This is a genomic window from Lysinibacillus sp. A4, assembly GCF_024919535.1.
In the GTDB taxonomy this organism is placed as follows: domain Bacteria; phylum Bacillota; class Bacilli; order Bacillales_A; family Planococcaceae; genus Lysinibacillus; species Lysinibacillus capsici.
Genome location: NZ_JANWTB010000006.1, coordinates 1 through 19,340 on the forward strand (window position 1 = coordinate 1; position 19,340 = coordinate 19,340).

A 19,340-nucleotide genomic window follows, 5' to 3' on the forward strand; every position below is an offset into this window, starting at 1 on the left:
TATTGAAAACCTTTCACACAATTCATTGATAGAATAGTGACCTTCTTCGAACAATTGAAGGATATGTAGTTTCAACTCGAGTGGATGTTTGCTTCGCCCCATAAAAAATACTCCCCTTAGATAAACAGATTTTATTTTTTAATCTGTCTACCTAATAGGGAGCATATCAAATAATATGTCTGGTCTATTAATTTTAATTGGGGTGAAAGTTGTCATTCCAAGATAAGAAACTCTTTCTTTTTACTCACATTTTATTTAAATTCTAATTCTCCATCATAAGCCAGCATGCCGCCTTCAAGGTTTGTTACATCAAATCCTTGTGCCTCTAAGTAAGCACACGCATTGGCAGAACGAGCTCCAGCCTTACATACAATAATATATGGCTTTTGTACATCTAATTCCTCTAAACGTTCAGGGATAGTTCCGAGTGCAATATGTTGAGCACCTGGGATCATGCCATGTGCTACTTCATCCTCTTCACGTACATCGATAATATATAGGTCCTCATTTGCATCTAACAGATCTAATAATTGTGTTGTTTCCATTGTTTTCATAAACTTTGTCCTCCAAAATATCAAATTCCACTATCATTATAGCTTGTAGCAAAAAAAACAGCCAGTGTGAGAACACTAACTGTTTAACAAACTTATTATACTTCTGTCTCTAAAAACTCTATTTGTTTTGCTGGTACGAATGTAGAAATGGCATGCTTGTAGATTAGGTGCTGCTTATTTTCAGCATCAAGTAGTAATACTGTAAAATTATCATATGATTTCACAGTCCCTTTTAACTGAAATCCGTTTAACAGAAATACAGTTACAAAAACACTGTTTTTACGTAGTTGGTTCAAGAACGTATCTTGCAAATTGATTGATTTCATCAAATAGCCTCCCTACTAACTTTCTACCTCTTCATACCTATAGTAGCACGTTCTACCAATTTATCAATTAGTAATTTTTAGAAATTTTTCTTTATTCTTATAATCGATCATCCGGCGTAATAAAATGGACATCCATTTTATTACGGAAATAAGTAAGCTGTCTTTTTGCATAGCGACGGGAATTTTGTTTTAAGCTATCAAGGGCTTCCTCTAGGGTACATTTGCCATCTAAATAATCATATAATTCTTTATACCCGATGGCTTGTATAGACTGCACTCCACGGATATTCTGCTGCCATAATCCCTTCACCTCTTGCAGAAGACCATTTTCCACCATTAAATCAACACGACGATTAATACGGTCATATAGCACGTCACGGGACATGTTTTGACCTAGCCCTAAAATAACATGGTCGTAAAGGGGTACTTCCCCTCGATTTTGCGCTTCCGCTGCTTTTGATACACCGCTTAATTCCAGCATTTCTAATGCACGAATCACACGACGTGTATTGTTTGGATGGATTGTCTCCGCTGTTTGAGGGTCTAGTTGTTTTAATTTGTCATGCATTGCCTCTGGGCCAAGCTTTGCTAATTCCTCATAGTAGGCTTTTCGTGCTTCTTCATCTACTTTTTCATCAGTAAATTGGAAATCATAGAGGACAGCTTGTACATATAAGCCAGAGCCTCCTACTATTATAGGTAATTTTTGACGAGATTGAATTTCCGCGATCTTCGCACGTACTAATCTTTGATAATCTGCTACCGAAAAAGATTCTGTAGGCTCTAAAAAGCTTAGTAAATGATGAGGGACACCCTCCATCTCTTCTTCGGTAATTTTAGCTGTCCCAATATCGAGCCCTTTATAAACTTGCATGGAGTCACCATTAATGACTTCACCATTATATTTTTTTGCTAGTTCAATGCTTAATGCCGTTTTACCAGAGGCAGTCGGCCCCACTATTGCTACGACCTCTGCCTGCTGCAATTTAGTTTCTATCATATTTTTCTAACCACCGTAATAAAACTTGAAAGACCGCTTCTTGATTGTCTTCATTTAAAATTTCATGCCGTTTATCCTCGAATAAATAAACTGTTACATCCTCTATACCCACCGCTGCTAACTGTTCAGCAACTTTATAAACACCTAGACCCTGCTCACCTACTGGATCTTTACTGCCACTAATCAAGAGAATAGGGAGGTCTTTTCTTACTTTTACTATTTCTTTTTTACGATTTAGTGTGGCAAAGCCAGTTGTCAAATCCACGAAAAATTGGTTTGTTGGAATAAAGCCACAATAGGGATCATCGATATACTTTTGCACCTCTTGTTGTACTGAGCATAACCAATCATAGGCAGTCCTCGGATTGGTAAATTGCTTATTAAAGCTACCAAAGCTCAATTGATTTAACAGCTTACTTTCAGTTTCTTTGCCTAGTCCCTTAGCTAAAGCCTTGGCTATTAGGTTTCCTACAGCATGCAAGGCAGTCACATTTCCAGTGCCACAGAGAATAACATTATCTACTTGCTCTCCGTATAATTGAATATAGCGTCTAGTAATGAAAGAACCCATACTATGGCCAAAGAGAATAAATGGTACATTCGCGTATGGTACGTGAAGTTGTGTAATCACTTCATGAGCATCTTTTACAACACGCTCAAAGCCGTTTTCTTCAGCAAAAAAGCCCAATGTCCCATTATAGGCTGCCGTTTCACCATGCCCACGGTGATCGTGCATCGTCACAACATAGCCTGCTGCGTTGAGTGTTTTCGCAAATGGTAAATAGCGACCGCTGTGCTCTGCCATGCCATGCAAAATGTGAATATGTCCAATACATGGCGTTGAAGGCTCCAATGTTCGCGTGAAGACAAATTGTTCATCCGACATTTGAATATAACGCTCCATCCCTTACTCCCCTTCTTTCGCAAAATTTGTTGCATCGTTAATGGCTTGCTCTAATTCAGCAATATATCTATTTTTTTGCTCCTCTGTATAATTTAAGCGTTGTTGCATCACCTGAATCACTTGCTGTTTATAAAGCTTTACTGCTTCAATATCGAAGTATAATAAACCAGTCCGACGGATAAAGAAGTCGCTTGGTGTATAGACCATTTCGGCTTCAATGCCATACAGTAGCATCGCATGTAAAGCAAGAGGCATTGTACTACCATGTTCATGTAAAAATTTCACCCGATCAAATAAGGCATCTACATTCGTACCATACTTTTGTACGAGATGCTTGGCTTCATCATAATTTAAGCCATATTGTACGCCTTCACGTGCTTTATAGGCAATATAGTCATGGAAATTAATAGCGTTGATTCCCTTTGCACCAGAAAGTGCAAGCTCGCGTGTTAAACAGGCACTTGCATGCTTGTAGCGACGAGTCTTTACAATTTTATCTACAATCGTTTCAGCCATTTGGCGATAGCCCGTAAGCTTGCCACCCGCAATCGTCATTAAACCACTTGGCGCTGTCCAAATTTCATCTTTCCTTGAAATTTCTGATGGATCCTTACCTTTTTCATAAATCAGAGGTCGGACGCCTGCCCAAGAGGATTCAATTGTGTTCCTTGTGATAGTAGCAGTTGGAAAGACCTTTTTAGCAGCCTCAATTAGATAATCCACATCTTGCTGTGTTGCCACTGGATGTACAGGGTTACCTTCATAGACAGTATCCGTAGTCCCTACATAGGTTTTGCCATCTCGTGGAATAGCAAAGGCCATACGACCATCAGCCATATCAAAATAAACCGCTTGCTTTAGCGGAAAATCCTTTTGATTGAAGACAATATGTACGCCCTTTGTTAGACGTAATTGCTTGTTATCTGCAACTTTATCTTTTTGTCGTACGTCATCAACCCATGGCCCCGTTGCATTCACAATTTGTGCGGCATGGACATTGAGCATTTTCCCCGTCACATGATCCCTCACTTTAATGCCAACAAGCTTTTTCTTTTCGTAGATAAATTCCGTCATTTCAGCATAATTGAGGCAAAGCGCTCCATATTCTACAGCCTTTTTTAATACTTCAATTGTTAGACGAGCATCATCTGTACGGTATTCTACATAGTAGCCACCACCGACTAAGCCATCTTGATTAAGTAAAGGCTCTAATGCCAGGGTTTCCTGAGCATTTAACATCGTTCTACGTTCATGTTTTTTGACGCCTGCCAAGCGGTCATAGACCTTTAATGCCATAGATGTTGTGAAGGGACCGAGTGATCCCTTTTTATATAAAGGTAATAGCATTTTTTCAGGCGTTGTGACATGTACAGCATTATCATAAACAATTTCACGCTCTCGCCCTACTTCAGCTACAACGCCTACATCAAATTGCTTTAAATAACGTAGACCACCGTGAATTAATTTGGTTGAACGGCTCGACGTACCAGCTGAAAAATCCTGCATATCAATTAATGCGACAGAAAGGCCTCTTGATGCGGCATCTAATGCAATTCCTGCACCTGTAATACCACCACCAATGACTAATACGTCAAAGCTATAGTGCTCTAGATAATATAAAATATTTGGTCGCTGCTCAAATGAAAACATACCTTTCTCCCCCAATAGCTATGATTTAAAAATTCGTGTTGCCTCTACAGCCTTCTGCCATCCTGTGTACAGAGCTGTGGCTTGTTCTTCATTCATGTGAGGTTGATAGGTTTCCCCACTCACCCATAATGCAGATAAAGCCTCTTGGTTTGGCCAGAAGCTTGTTGCCAGCCCCGCTAAATAGGCTGCACCGAGTGCTGTTGACTCATTCAGTTTTGCTAGCTCTACTTGTAGCTGTAAAACATCACTTTGGAACTGCATTAAAAATTGATTTTTGACAGCTCCACCATCTACACGGAGTACTTCAATCGGAGTACCTGCTGCTTCTTCCATTGCATCTAGTACATCTTTCGTTTGATAGGCTAATGATTCTAGTGTTGCTCGAATAAAATATTCTTTTGATGTTCCACGTGTTAACCCAAATATGGCGCCACGTGCATCTGTATCCCAGTAAGGGGTACCGAGTCCAACAAAGGCAGGGACAACATAAACCCCATCGGTATGATCTACTTTTCTAGCATAGGATTCAGAATCCTCTGCTGTACGAATCATCCTAAGTCCATCGCGTAGCCATTGAATAGCTGATCCTGCTACGAATACACTACCTTCCAATGCATAGGTTACTGTCCCATCTATTCCCCACGCAATGGTTGTTAATAAACCATTTTTTGATGTCACAGCCAGCTTTCCTGTATTTAATAGCATAAAGCAGCCAGTGCCATACGTGTTTTTAGCCATTCCTTTGGTAAAACAAGTTTGTCCAAAAAGTGCGGCTTGCTGATCACCCGCAATCCCAGCTATCGGAATTTTTTCTCCAAAAAATATACTTGGAGCCGTTTCTGTATATATTTCTGATGAATTTCTCACTTCTGGAAGCATGGACATTGGGATAGCTAAAAGCTCGCAAAGTTCCTCATCCCACTTCAATTCATGAATATTGTAGAGCATTGTTCGAGCTGCATTTGAATAATCGGTCACATGAGCCTTTCCCTTTGATAATCGCCAAACAATCCATGAATCAATCGTCCCAAATAATAAATCTCCATCTTCTGCCTTTTCACGAGCGCCTTCAACATTATCTAAAATCCATTTAATTTTTGTCGCTGAAAAATAAGCATCTAAGCGTAGCCCTGTCTTTTGCTGAAAATGTTCTTCCTGTCCTTGTTCTTTTAAGGTATTCACAATGTCCTGTGTTTGGCGTGATTGCCAGACAATCGCATTGTAAATTGGCTGACCTGTGTGTTTATCCCACACCACTGTTGTTTCGCGCTGATTGGTAATGCCGATCGCATGAACCTCACTTGCTTCATGGCCACTTTCGGTTAACACTGCCGCAATAACGGACAAGATAGAACCCCATATTTCATTGGCATTATGCTCTACCCAGCCAGCCTTTGGAAAAATTTGTTGAAATTCTTTTTGTGCTACATGAACAATTTGACCTTTTTTATCAAATAAAATGGCTCTTGAACTTGTCGTTCCTTGATCAATCGCTAAAATAAATTCACCCATCCATTTTCCCCCTCTCCCTTACATAACCCGTTTAAACATTTTTTCCACTTCATATGATGTAAAGTGAATAAGCACTGGACGTCCGTGTGGGCATGTAAATGGATTATCTGCATTGCGTAAATCTCGTAGCAATGTTTCCATTTGCTCTTTTGTTAAATAATGATTGGCTTTGATTGACTTTTTACAGCTCATCATAATTGCGGCTGCCTCACGTAGTTTTTTGATATCAGCCTTTTTAGTTGTCAACACCTGTTCAATTAAATCCTCAATGATTTCCTGTTCCTCCCCTTGTGGGAACCAACTCGGATGCTCACGTACAACAAAAGATGACTGTCCAAATTCCTCTAAAAATACGCCTACAGCTTCTAATTCATGCCTGTGTTCTCGTAAGATCAGTGCTTCATCTGCTGCATAATGGAATGTAAGTGGTAACAATAATGCCTGACGTTCATGAGGATTAACTTGACCGACTTTTTCACGGAAGAATTCGTATTTAATACGTTCCTGAGCAGCATGCTGATCAATTAAATAAAAACCATCCTCCATTTGTGCGACAATGTATGTGCCATGGATTTGTCCCACTACTTCGAGTTCAGGAAAGGGTTCCTTCGTAGGCATCTCTTCCAATATTTCCGACTGTGCAGCTATTGTTACTTCATCAATTGTTTCAGCCTCTATTTGTGATGTAGGCTGCCAACTTTCCTCTCGAACCGTAGAAATAGGCTTAGGCTCAACTGTCTGTTCAAGATTGTTTTCTTGAATGGTTTGGACATCATATAATTTTTCTACGATGGCATTCATTTTCTCCACATCGATCTTCGGAGCAGGCTTCCAAATGTTTAATTGCTCAGTAGCTGGTTTAACTATTTTTTCTTTCTTTTCCATTTGTGGGACTCGAATAATGTTGCGTATTGTTTCACGAATGGTTTCCTCTATTAACTTTAAAAGCTCAGCCTCTTTACTTAAACGAATTTGATGTTTTGCAGGATGCACATTCACGTCTGTTAAGTAAGGATCACCCTCTATATATAGAACAACTATTGGGAAGCGCTCGATAGGTAAATACGTATGGTAAGCATCCACAATGGCCTTTTGTACTAAATAATGCTTGACCCAACGACCATTAACAAATAGAGACATATAGTTTTTAGAAGCACGTGTTACCTCTGGTAAGGATACAAAGCCAGAAATTCGATAATCATGTGACTCGCCTTGGAATGACACCATTTTCTTCGCATTATGTATTCCATAAATAGCTGCTAGCACTTGTTGTACATCTCCTCGGCCATTTGTTTGCAGTAGTTGTTGACCATTATGCAATAATCTGAATGCTATTTGTGGGTTACCAAGTGCGAGGCGATTCATCAGGTCTATTGTATGTCCTAGTTCGGTTTGAATGGTTTTCATATATTTTAAACGGGCAGGTGTATTAAAGAATAGCTGGGAGACTGTTAAATCAGTCCCTTTACGTAACGGACCAGGTTTATGAGTGAGGATATGTCCACCTTCAAGTTCTAAATGTGTTCCAGATTCACCATTTGATGTAATCAATGTCATTTTAGAAACAGAGGCAATGGATGCTAAAGCCTCACCACGGAAGCCAAGTGTTCGAATACGAAATAAATCATGTTCCTGATGAATTTTACTAGTAGCATGACGAGAGAATGACATTAGTGCATCCTCTTCATCCATACCGCTACCATTATCTATTACTTGAATAGAAGTGAGACCTGCTTCTAGTAAAAAAACATCAATGGACGTACTCCCAGCATCAATAGCATTTTCCACTAGCTCTTTGACAACAGAAGCTGGTCTCTCTACTACCTCTCCTGCTGCAATTTTATTGGATAGCCATTCGTCCATAATTTGTATGTTTCCCACTAACGTATCACTCCTTTATTTTTTAGCGTTCACTAGCTCTTGCTGTAGCTCATATAAAATATTCATTGCCTGCATCGGTGAAGTACCTAGAATATTTACCTTTTCTAATTTCTTTAGCACCTTTGTCTCGGCTGGGGAAATCGGTTCGTCTTCTGTAAATAAAGACATCTGTATTGGTTGTTCAGCTATCACCTGTGTTTCGGCAACTACTTCTTTCCCTGCCTCAAAGTTCTCAAGTAATACACGTGCTCTAGCTAAAATTTCCTCAGGTAATTGAGCAAGCTGTGCCACATGTATACCATAGGATTTATCAGCCGCTCCTTTTTTCACCTTATGCAGGAAAACGACCGTACCATTTTTTTCAGTGGCTGAAACATGGACATTTTGTAAACGTGGCAAATCCTTTTCAAGTGCTGTCAATTCATGATAATGCGTAGAAAATAACGTATTGGCTCCTATTTTGTCATGAATATATTCCATCATTGATTGTGCCAAGCTCATACCATCATAGGTCGATGTTCCACGTCCAATTTCATCAAATAGCATTAAGCTATTTTTTGTTGCATGCATAATAGCATGTTGCGATTCAAGCATCTCCACCATAAATGTAGATTGTCCTGCCGCTAAATCATCAGCCGCCCCAATCCGAGTAAAAATTTGATCGGTAATTGGTAGCTTTGCTTTTTCAGCAGGTACATAACAGCCCATTTGTGCCATAACAACAATTAATGCTACTTGACGCATATAGGTACTTTTACCAGACATATTCGGCCCTGTAATAAGCATCATATTATTCTGCTCTTCTAGCACACAATCGTTTGGTACATACATTTGCTTATTCAGCATTTTTTCAACGACAGGATGGCGTCCTTCTATAATTTTAAGGGCACGTCCACCATGAAATTCTGGTTTCGTAAATCGATATTTTTCTGAGACGCTTGCAAAGCTTAGTAAGACATCCAATTCACTAATGCTTGCAGCCAGTGCTTGGACACGCGGAATATAAGCTTTTAATACATCACGAATTTCTACAAACAGGTTGTACTCTAATGTTAAGCTTTCTTCTTCAGCATTTAAAATCAATGCTTCTTTTTCTTTTAGTTCCTGTGTAATATAGCGTTCCGCATTCGCCAGTGTTTGTTTTCGCTCATAGCGAGTTAAATCTGCTAAATGAATATTTGATTTTGTAATTTCTATATAGTAACCAAAAATGCGATTATAGCCTATTTTTAAATTTTTAATACCCGTTTTCACACGTTCTTCTTGTTCCAGTTGGGCAATCCAATCCTTACCATTACGAGCGGCATAGCGAAGTTCGTCTAAGCGTTCGTTATACCCGTCACGGATAACATCCCCTTCTTTAATGGTAATAGGGGGATTGTCTGTAATCGCTTTTGCTAATAATGCCTCGACATCTGAGCATGTATCAAGTTCCGCACCTAATTGCTGTAATGTTTCTTTATTTGACCCCATCAACTGCTGTTGAATAGTCGGCACTTGGCGTAAAGAATCACGCAATTGGGCTAAATCTCGTCCACCCACATTGCCAAAAGCAACACGACCAGCCAAACGCTCTAAATCATATACTTGTTTTAAGGATGCTTGAAGCTCTGTTCGTACAAAATATTCTTCCAATAAATCCGTAACAATCGCTAGTCTAGCCTCTATTGCTGAACGTGTGGCAAGCGGTTGGTGTAGCCATTGCTTTAATTTTCGCCCACCCATCGCTGTCACGGTGTCATCTAATAGCCATAAGAGTGTACCTTTTTGATCTCCACCACGAATCGATTGAATCAGCTCTAAATTGCGCTTTGAGCTTGAATCAATGCGTAAATAATTTTTAATTTCATTAAACGTGAATGCCTGAATATGTGATAAAGACCTCATTTGCGTTTGGTCAATATAAGCTAACAATCGAAGACACGCAATTTGTAACGGTTTTGGTACAGCTTCTAGATAACTTGCTGCTTTGTCTATAGGCATTTCATTCACTTCAATTGAAAGTACGATCCCGGCATTGACGGCATGCTCTGCTAATAATAGCTGCAAACTATCCGTTACAATCAGCTCTCGAATTCCGTAAGCCTGCATTTGCATTAATAAGGCTTTTCCATCGCCTTCAATAGAAGATGCTACTGCCTCACCTGTGGATAAATCTAAATAAGCATAGCCAAATGTTGTGTCATCTAATTGCTCTGCCGCTCCAATAAAATGATTAGATTTACCATCAAGAGCCTTCCCTTCCATAATTGTTCCTGGTGTGATAAGCTGAACAACTTCACGTTTGACCACACCTTTTGCTTGCTTTGGATCTTCTGTTTGTTCACAAATAGCCACTTTATAGCCTTTTTGCACAAGTGTTTCAATATAATTTTTAGCCGAATGATGCGGCACACCGCACATTGGTATTCGCTCTTTTGCGCCTGCATCTCGGCTTGTTAATGTAATTTCTAAAATTTGTGAGGCATTGATTGCGTCCTCAAAAAACATTTCATAAAAGTCACCTAATCTAAAAAATAAAAAGGCATCTTTGTAATCTTCCTTTACCTGTAGATACTGTTGCATCATTGGTGTATATGTTGTCATATCACTATTTACCTCGCTCTTGCCTTATAGATATATTTATTATAACAAAAGATACATGCGAAACGCTTTATTCACCTTTTTTAAGATGCTAGCATTTCGCATGTATCAAAAAATGATGTTTTTTAGACTTATCTTGGTCGTTCATCAGGAAACGATGAAGACTCTAACACATACCTGCCTTCTCCTTCAGGACTTGAAGAGGAGCTAGAACTAGAGCTTGATGAGGATGAAGATGAACTTTCATCATTAAGGCTCCAATCTTCTTCATAGTCTAGTGGATGGACACTAATACAAATTGTTGTTTCACCCATTACCTCAACAACTACTTCACGTTCCACTACAATTTCAAACTTTGTACCACATGGAGAGATAATCGCTTCAATACAATTTGGTTCTTGTATCACACGTACACGAACATCATCACCAACGCTAATTTCACCGTCTCGATAGTGAAGCTTCACTTTGTCTTTATAGTGAATCGTTTCAGAAAACACAGCTGTTTTCGAATGATTACTATAGGCATACCAAACATTGACATCAAATTTCCCTGTTACTTCTACAAATTTCCCGACTCTTTTTGCAGAGCAAGTGTGATTGATTACCCAGCACCCTAAAATACTTGTCGGTTTATTTGTTGGTGATAATGTTACACGTTCTTCCGTTCTCTTCTTCCCTTTGGCAACTACTGCTTTCGTCACGATTTGTCGTAAACGTTTCAGCGCAATTCCTCCTTCGACTCTTTTCACTCCATCATATGCAGGTAGCGCCCATTGGGTGAACATATATTTTTAGAGAATGAAATGGATCATTTAAAACTTTTCGATGAGAGGTCTATTATAGCAGCTGAATGCTTCAATAGAAGAAGACGTAAAAAAAGCTCGAATGACAGCATTCGAGCTTTGATTTCTATAATCTGTTAAGAGCAGCTACCTGGTTGACTATTTTCTACGTATGAACCCGTTTCACCACGAAGAACATCGCCACCAGTTGAGCGAATAATTTCATTTGTAACATTATTTGCGATCGTATTTGAAACAAGTTGCAATAAATCATTCACATCGCCTTGTGATTCTTTAAATTGTTGCACAACTGGGATGGCATTAATTTCTTCCTCGATTTTAGCAATTTTATCTTCAATCATTTTTAATGCTTTTTCTTTCCCTAGGTGTTGGAAATTAACCGCTTGTTTTTGTAAGCTTTTTAAGCTTGCAATACGTTCACGTACTTGTTGATTTTCGTTAATTTGCGCTTCTGCCTTTTTGAAAAATTCAACCTCTGGCGTATTTGCAATCATATGTGCAATTTCATGTGATTTTTTAATTAAATCTTCTTTTGTATATAAGACTTGTGTCATTTATGCTTCCACCTTTTCATTTTTTACGACTTCCACAAATTCACCAGTAAGTGAATAGGATGTAGTCTCTGTTATTTTTACTTTCACTAATTGACCAATTACTTCTGCTGGTGCTTTGAAGTTAACTAAACGATTTTTCCTCGTATAGCCCGCTAACACATCGTCGCGTCGTTTACTTGTGCCTTCAACTAATACTTCGACAACCTGACCATTTAAACGCTCTAACGCTTTGCGAGAGTATTCACCCACCACTTCATTTAAACGTTGAAGACGCTCTTTTTTCACCTCTTCAGGTACATTGTCAATCATTTTTGCAGCTGGTGTACCTTCACGCGGCGAATAAATATACGTAAAGGCTGCGTCAAAGCCAACTTCACGGTATAAGGACAATGTTTCCTCAAACTGTTCCTCTGTTTCATTCGGATAGCCAACGATAATATCTGTTGTTAAGGTTACTTCAGGTATTGCCGCTTTAATTCTATCCACTAAACCAAGGAAATGCTCGCGTGTGTATTTACGCGCCATAATTTTTAGCACGTCATTCGAGCCAGATTGTACTGGTAAATGGATATGCTCCACTAAGTTGCCACGCTTTGCAAGAACTTCGATTAAATGATCATCAAAGTCACGTGGATGACTCGTTGTAAATCGAATCCGCGGAATATCGATCTTTCTTAATTCATCCATTAAATCGCCAAGACGATAATCAATATCCTCAAAATCTTTACCGTAAGCGTTGACATTTTGCCCCAATAACATAATCTCTTTGTAGCCCGCTGCCGCTAGCTCACGAACTTCAGCAATGATTTCCTCTGGTCGGCGACTGCGCTCTTTACCACGTGTATATGGAACGATACAATACGTACAGAATTTATCGCAACCATACATAATATTAACCCAAGCCTTAATGGAGCCAAGACGTTTCTTCGGCAGATTTTCAATGACATCGCCTTCTTTAGACCAAACCTCTATGACCATTTCTTTTGACATGTAGGCTTCTTTTAAAATGTTTGGCAGACGGTGAATATTGTGTGTACCAAACACCATATCAACATGTGGGTAGCTTCTTAAAATTTTATTAACCACAGATTCCTCTTGCGACATACAGCCACAAACCCCTATTAGCATCTCAGGGTTTTTTCGTTTATATTTCAGCAGGAAACCAAGTTCTCCAAATACTTTGTTTTCTGCATTTTCACGAATAGCACATGTATTTAGCAAGACAACGTCAGCCTCTTCAATCACCTCTGTTGGTGTGTAGCCTAGCTGCATAAAAATCCCGGCCATTACTTCTGTGTCATGCTCATTCATTTGGCAGCCATAAGTACGAATATAGAAGGTGCGATCTTTGCCCATTCCTGCGAACTCTTCTGCAATGCTAAAATCCTTATGATACTTCACATCTTCTTTCCCACGTTTTTTAGCATCTTTTAAGGATGGAGCTGTAAAGACCCTCTCAAAATATTTACTATAATCCTTTTCAGGCTTGTCTTCTTTTTTTGGTTGATTGACTTGTTGATTAGCTAAGCGTTGTTCCTCATTCATCGCAATCAGGTAACTCCTTTCAAACGAAATCCATGCACTTGAATTCCCATTTTATTATTATACTGAATAGTTGATACTTCCTACAAGGTTTGCGCCTCAAATGTCGAGGTTTCGACTTAATTATATGAAGATAGGCGTAATTATCCATCAGCTCTGGCGTTCTATCCTGAAAGTTTTAATGTCCTATCCATGCGTTCACATTTGCTAACTATTGCTCTTATTAAAATACTTGCTGTATTTTATCTGTAAATATGAATGATACAATTTCAGCTTTATCCAACGCTTGATATTCATATCTTCTTTATATAGTAATGCATCCGTGTATTGCCCTTCTTTCATTAATTGCTTTGCTTCTATTTTTAATTTTTCATTCTTCATGTATTTAAATAGTGTTTTTGAAGGAAGTAGTGACCATACATGCTTCGTCTGGACATATGTTCGTTCATGATTAACCTGGTATAAATAATCATCCACCACATATTGCATTAAATTATACCCGCTTGCGGTCACATAGTAGCTTGAAGCCCCTGCTCGCAAATTCATTTCAAAGAGCTTGTATTTCCCGTCCCTTGCATCATATTTCATATCAAAATTAGCAAAGCCCGTATAGCCGATGTCCTCTAAAAAATGCCGAATGGATTCCATTAGCTGTTCATCATAATCGGTCATAACAGCTAAAGAAATACCTTTGTTTTGTGGAGATGGATCTTCGAGTAGCTTGTTGCTAAGACACATTAATTTTACTTTTCGATCTCTTCCTACATATACATCTAGAACACGGATATATGAATCGTCGCCTGGAATAAATTCTTGAACGATTAAGGTGTCTTGATAGCTAGAACGATAAATACAGCGAATGATGTGCTGCATCTCATGTGCATCGTGCACTAGATATATTTTTTTCTTTTCAGGAAAGGAACAGTTCGTATAGGCCACGGTATTGGAGGGTTTAATAATAATGGGATACTGGATTGGAATTTCTCTATTTGAATGATGTTCCTTTGTTATAATGATGGTTTTGGGGTATTTTAACTGATATTTATCACAAAGCCTGTAGAACTTCTCCTTTGTTTGCACCCTATTTAGTAATGCCTGATCAATGTAAGGTAAAATAAAGTACTTTTCAAGCTGCTCTTTATTTTCAATGATAAGCTCTGCATAGTAGCAGTCACAAACTAATAAAATCAATTTCTTTTGTTGGCACTGCATGGCCAATCCCACTAGCGCTTGTACAAAACGGGTAGGATCATCTAAATGTTCAACGTATTGAAAATCCAGAATACCGCTATTCTGCGTGGCAATTCCCTGTGAGCCTTTCAAAAGGAGTGAGCGCATCGTCCTCCCTTTTTTTGCTGGCTCAATGACAAGACTTTTCATGCGGTAGGCTGCATAAAATGAGCGGGCTACCCCGTATGCATGCTGACCCGATTGTATAATAATAGGTAAAAAGGGTTGTTCTTTAATAGATGTCAATCTGAATCGCCTCACATTATAAAAATGAATTTAATCATTTGTATGCGAGTAAAATTGTACTTATGTAATACGAATAAAAGGCACTACATTGAAGCTTTAGTGCCCTTTACTCAACCTATAACGTCATCATTTTTTTCACTCGCTGTTCAAAGGAGGCAATAGCTTGAACGCCATAACCCTTTAGCAGCTCTGTATTGGCAAATGTATATTTACCTAAATCATCTGGGAAATGTGCATCAGAGGATACAGTAAAAGCAACTCCATGCTCAAGTAAGATTTGTAAAAAACGAGGACCCGGGCACATTTCCTGTACAGGGTAACGATAATACAGCCCGGCATTGATTTCAGTGGCGGTTTCAGTAGACGTTAGTGCCTTTGCAATACGTTTATACCAAACTTCAAGAAACGTACGATCCTCCACCTGATAATTAAATACTTTAAAATTATCTAAATGAGCAACAAAATCAAACATATTGGATTGAATCATTTTCTCTACTGCTTTAAAAAAACGCTCATAATTTTGTTGTAAAGAGGGTTGATCCATTTGCTCAAAAAGATATTGTGTTTGTGGATTATCAAAGCCCCACCCATCAACAAAATGAACAGAACCAATTACATAATCCCAAGGATAGCCTGCTAGTAAAGCCGTTAATTCCTCCTCTCCACCAATAAAATAATCTGCCTCTATACCAAGTCTCAGTGTAATGCCATGTTGACGCCACTTTTCCTTCGCCTGCTGAATGGTCGTCACAAAAGTATCCATATTTTCTGTCATCACACGATCCAGCCAATAGCGCTGAATTTGCCCAATTTCACTATCATCCAGCCTCATAAAGCGCTCAAAATAGTCACGCGTTTGTTGAAATCGATATAAGTGATCGACAATCCCCACCTCACGTAAGCCAAGCTGCTTTGCCTGTTCGAGATATAAATCCAACCATTCCTCACTATAACAGCCATTTTTCACACGCCTTGCTAGCCGCTGTAAATGACAAGTTATTTGTTGTTTGGAGCCTTTTTCCGTTTCATCATCCGAATGAAAAAACTCCAGTGCCTGCGATGTACGCTCTAGCCAGCGAAATGAATAAGGTCCCTCTTCTAAATGTACGTGATAATCAATTGTCATCCACTCTTCCCTCCATTACATATCGTCCATTTTTCCTCATACGCCTGCCATTCTAATGGACAAGTGCTTTCGCAAAGAATTTCTGTACATTCATCAAGATGACAGATTTGAAAAAATGATTTGCCATTAATTTTAGATGCATCGGCTAATAAATAACTCACTTTGCTATGTTTGAGCATTTTCTTTGAAATAAGAGATTCATCCAAATCGTAATCATAAACAATGCCCTCACTCATGCCACCACACGATAAAAAAGCCTTATCAAAATTCATATTATCTAGCATTTCTAACGTCATAGCACCTGCAACAGAAGATTGTTTTGGATTCGCCGTGCCTCCTAGTAATATGACCTTGCCTGTCATGCGTCGTTCTTCTATGGCTAAATTAAATTGAATAGCTGCTGCAATTGAATTCGTTACAACCGTTATATCTTCCACAGCTAGTAAAAAATCGGCTATATGTACTGTTGTAGTACCTGTATCTACTGCAATAGTATCGCCGTCGCAAATGCGTTTTGCAGCAATACGAGCAATTTGTCTCTTTGCGTCCTTGTGCATTTGTAGCTTGCGTAAAAATACCGGTTCATTACGTACATTCGTATATTTAATAGCCCCGCCATGAACTCTTGTTAATAAATGCTGTTGTTCTAATTCATCAAAGTCTCGGCGAATTGTTTCTGGTGCTACCTGAAGGGCATCGGCAATATTGGCAACAATAATTTTTCCTTCAGAATCTAATTGTTTTAAAATAAATTCAAATCTTTCCAGTTTAGCGTAAGTCATGATAGCGCAATCACATCTTCTTGTGCGACATAACACTTATAGGATTTTCCCATTTCAATCGAATTCCCTTGTTGATGCAGTTGTTCCATTGTGAACGCCATTTCTCCTTCAAACGTAGTACGAATAATATTGCCGCTCATTAATGATTGTTTGGCAACCCCAAAGAGACATAAGTCCCCATCTCGTTGATCGAGATGTAACGCCTCAGGTCGTATAGCAAATTTCGTGGCTTGCTCTATTAAAGATGCTCCAAGCATTTTTTCTAAAGTTTGGCGTGGAAAAACATTATAATGACCGATAAAATTAGCAATAAATTCATTATTTGGTTTCGTATAGATTTCCGTTGGCGTACCATTTTGGGCAATGCTGCCATTATTCATGACAAATATTCTATCCGAAACAGCCATTGCCTCCTCCTGATCATGTGTAACTAGAATCATTGTCATATTTAATTTTCGCTGAATTGCTCGTAAATCTGCTTGAAGTTTTTTGCGAATTTGAGCATCGAGCGCACTAAGCGGCTCATCTAATAGCAGTACTTTAGGTCGGACAATTAATGCACGAGCTAGAGCAACACGCTGCTGTTGACCTCCCGATAATTCTTTCGGATACGCATTAGCTTTCTCACTTAGATGAACAAGCGCTAGCATTTCATGAACACGCTGCTCTATATCTGCCTTATTAACTTTTTGCATACGCAAACCAAAAGCAACATTTTCGAGCACAGTCATATTAGGAAAAAGTGCATAGGACTGAAAGACCATACCCACTTGACGATCCTTCGGTTGTACGCCACTCATATTTTTTCCTTCAATCAAAATCTTACCTGCCGATGCATCTGTTAAGCCTGCAACAATACGCAAAATCGTACTCTTTCCACAGCCACTAGGACCTAATAGTGTGATAAATTCTCCTTTTTGAATTTCCATATGAATATTGGTTAAAACAGATACTTGTCCATATTTTTTATGAAGCCCTTCAATAACAAGATAACTCATAGATTTGTAGCACCTTTCGATCGTTTCGTTACGATAGCAATGATGAATGTTAAAAGACCCATTAGCACGAGATAGATGAAAACAACAGCACTAGCAATATGTCCACTTGTGCTAAGCTTTTTCATTAAATAAATTTGAACGGTTTCAAAGCGAGAACCTACAACAAGATTAATTAAGACAAACTCACCAAATAAGACAGAGAAGGATAACAATGCCCCCGCAAATAAGCCTGGATAAACGGTAGGCAGTAAAATTTTTGTGAATGCCTGCCTTTTGGTTGCGCCTAGTAATTGAGCGGCATCAAGTAGCTGCCTCGCATCTATATTTCTTAAACTATTTCGTGTACCTTGATAGATATAAGGAAGAATTCCCACAACATAGGCACCTAAAACAACAAATATCATCGGTATACCTATTTGGCTATAAACGCGTATAAGCCCTACAGCTAAAATGATTCCTGGAAAAGAATACACCATCACCACTGCCATCTGTATCCATTTTTCATATCTTGGAAAGTATAGGATGATGACGAAAATGGCTGGCACAATGACAAGGAGTGCAATGCTAACTGCCCCCCCTGCTAAAAATACTGAACGACCAAATGCCTGAATAAAATCGGTATCCTGAAACAATGTGGAAAGCCATTTTAGTGTGAGTCCTTCTGGCAATATCGTTTTATTCCATTTTGTTGCAAACGCATAGAGCATTGTTGCTAACACAGGTAATAGTAAATATCCCACGAGCAGAAGGAAAAAGAAATCAGCCAAACCACGCTTTTTCATTTTACTTTCCTCCTTGTTTTAGAGATGCTCCACTCACTGATCAGCATGGCCGTCACCATTGTCACTGCTAATATAATTGCAATGGCACTGGCTAGCTCTGGCTGAGCAAAAATATCACCTTTTATTAAGGAGCCGATACGAATCGCCACTAAATTATAATTACTACTTGTTAATGCATAAGCAGAGGCATACGCGCCCATTGCATTGGCGAACAATACACTAAAGGTTCCCACAATTCCTGGGAGCATAACAGGGAGACCAATTTTCATCCAAAACTGCCAGCTAGATGCACCAAGAAGGGCTGCCGCCTCCTTCCACTGTTGCTGAATTCCATCATAAATGGGATATAGCAGCATTAGTGATAATGGCAGCTGAAAGTAAATGTAAATAAGTAACAAACCGCTCCAACTGTATAATGAAAAGGATGTCAACGCTTCAATATCCCATTTGTCAAATAACAATGTAAATAAACCACTATTGCCAAGTAAAACGATAAAAGCAAATGCTAGCGGAATACCTGAAAAATTGGAGGTTAAGTTCGTAAGTATTAAAATCTTCTCCCGTACTGGCTCTGAAAACTTCATCATGGCATAAACTGCAAACAAGGTGATAAGTAACGCAATCATAGCTGAGATAACAGATAAAGTAATACTATTTTTAAAACCTTGAAGAATGTAGTCGTTCGTCAAAATTGATTCATACTGCTTCAGAGTAAAGCCCTCACTATTTTGAAAGCTGGTAATGAGCATATATAGGAGCGGTACTAAGAAAAACAATAATAGTAATACAAGAAAAGGTGAAAGCCAAGCAATGGATTGCCGCTTCGATATCAACACACTCACTTCTTTCTATAAATGACTTGCGGCT

At 38.9% G+C, this 19,340-nt stretch carries 17 protein-coding genes; all 17 read right to left on the reverse strand.

The features are described 5' to 3' along the window. Positions 1-251 precede the first annotated feature (251 nt). The 17 genes from NY607_RS13115 to NY607_RS13195 all read right to left on the reverse strand — a co-directional run bounded on the left by NY607_RS13115 (position 252) and on the right by NY607_RS13195 (position 19,315). Complete coding sequence (locus NY607_RS13115; RefSeq protein WP_131521828.1) at positions 252-554, reverse strand: rhodanese-like domain-containing protein; 303 nt, start codon at positions 552-554, stop codon at positions 252-254. A gap of 95 nt (positions 555-649) precedes the next feature. Next, positions 650-880 (reverse strand): RNA chaperone Hfq, encoded by a 231-nt coding sequence (gene hfq / locus NY607_RS13120; protein WP_004225825.1) that lies wholly within the window; start codon positions 878-880, stop codon positions 650-652. A gap of 97 nt (positions 881-977) precedes the next feature. Beyond that, positions 978-1,880, reverse strand: coding sequence for a tRNA (adenosine(37)-N6)-dimethylallyltransferase MiaA (gene miaA, locus NY607_RS13125; protein WP_259419845.1), 903 nt, complete (start codon positions 1,878-1,880; stop codon positions 978-980). Continuing rightward, positions 1,867-2,784 (reverse strand): alpha/beta fold hydrolase, encoded by a 918-nt coding sequence (locus NY607_RS13130; RefSeq protein ID WP_131521830.1) that lies wholly within the window; start codon positions 2,782-2,784, stop codon positions 1,867-1,869. Before NY607_RS13130 ends, miaA begins: the two co-directional genes overlap by 14 nt. Before the next feature lie 3 nt (positions 2,785-2,787). Further along, positions 2,788-4,434: a glycerol-3-phosphate dehydrogenase/oxidase gene (locus NY607_RS13135; RefSeq protein WP_259419846.1), complete on the reverse strand. Its 1,647-nt coding sequence runs from the start codon at positions 4,432-4,434 to the stop codon at positions 2,788-2,790. A gap of 18 nt (positions 4,435-4,452) precedes the next feature. Further along, positions 4,453-5,946 carry a glycerol kinase GlpK gene (gene glpK / locus NY607_RS13140; protein ID WP_259419847.1) on the reverse strand — a complete coding sequence of 498 codons (1,494 nt, stop codon included), beginning with the start codon at positions 5,944-5,946 and terminating at the stop codon, positions 4,453-4,455. A gap of 18 nt (positions 5,947-5,964) precedes the next feature. Beyond that, complete coding sequence (gene mutL / locus NY607_RS13145) at positions 5,965-7,827, reverse strand: DNA mismatch repair endonuclease MutL (protein ID WP_259419848.1); 1,863 nt, start codon at positions 7,825-7,827, stop codon at positions 5,965-5,967. 15 nt (positions 7,828-7,842) lie between these two features. Beyond that, positions 7,843-10,413: a DNA mismatch repair protein MutS gene (mutS, locus tag NY607_RS13150; protein ID WP_131521833.1), complete on the reverse strand. Its 2,571-nt coding sequence runs from the start codon at positions 10,411-10,413 to the stop codon at positions 7,843-7,845. Positions 10,414-10,541: 128 nt separating this feature from the next. Beyond that, positions 10,542-11,195, reverse strand: a complete 654-nt coding sequence (gene cotE / locus NY607_RS13155; protein ID WP_175400709.1) for an outer spore coat protein CotE — start codon at positions 11,193-11,195, stop codon at positions 10,542-10,544. A gap of 134 nt (positions 11,196-11,329) precedes the next feature. Next, complete coding sequence (locus NY607_RS13160; RefSeq protein WP_048391473.1) at positions 11,330-11,767, reverse strand: YlbF/YmcA family competence regulator; 438 nt, start codon at positions 11,765-11,767, stop codon at positions 11,330-11,332. Then, positions 11,768-13,312 carry a tRNA (N6-isopentenyl adenosine(37)-C2)-methylthiotransferase MiaB gene (gene miaB, locus NY607_RS13165; protein ID WP_048391476.1) on the reverse strand — a complete coding sequence of 515 codons (1,545 nt, stop codon included), beginning with the start codon at positions 13,310-13,312 and terminating at the stop codon, positions 11,768-11,770. Between the two features lie 204 nt (positions 13,313-13,516). Next, positions 13,517-14,785, reverse strand: coding sequence for a carboxylate--amine ligase (locus tag NY607_RS13170; RefSeq protein WP_237899722.1), 1,269 nt, complete (start codon positions 14,783-14,785; stop codon positions 13,517-13,519). A 115-nt stretch (positions 14,786-14,900) separates the two neighbouring features. Further along, entirely contained in the window at positions 14,901-15,911 is a 1,011-nt protein-coding gene (locus NY607_RS13175) for a histidinol phosphate phosphatase domain-containing protein (protein ID WP_259419849.1), read from the reverse strand. After that, positions 15,908-16,693, reverse strand: coding sequence for a DeoR/GlpR family DNA-binding transcription regulator (locus NY607_RS13180; protein WP_131521836.1), 786 nt, complete (start codon positions 16,691-16,693; stop codon positions 15,908-15,910). The genes NY607_RS13175 and NY607_RS13180 overlap by 4 nt, the downstream gene beginning before the upstream one ends. Then, the gene (locus NY607_RS13185) at positions 16,690-17,691 is read right to left on the reverse strand and encodes an ABC transporter ATP-binding protein (RefSeq protein ID WP_131521837.1); all 1,002 of its coding nucleotides are present in this window, start codon (positions 17,689-17,691) and stop codon (positions 16,690-16,692) included. Before NY607_RS13185 ends, NY607_RS13180 begins: the two co-directional genes overlap by 4 nt. Beyond that, positions 17,688-18,473: an ABC transporter permease gene (locus tag NY607_RS13190; protein ID WP_131521838.1), complete on the reverse strand. Its 786-nt coding sequence runs from the start codon at positions 18,471-18,473 to the stop codon at positions 17,688-17,690. Before NY607_RS13190 ends, NY607_RS13185 begins: the two co-directional genes overlap by 4 nt. Next, entirely contained in the window at positions 18,470-19,315 is an 846-nt protein-coding gene (locus NY607_RS13195) for an ABC transporter permease (RefSeq protein WP_259419850.1), read from the reverse strand. Before NY607_RS13195 ends, NY607_RS13190 begins: the two co-directional genes overlap by 4 nt. Positions 19,316-19,340: the final 25 nt, after the last annotated feature.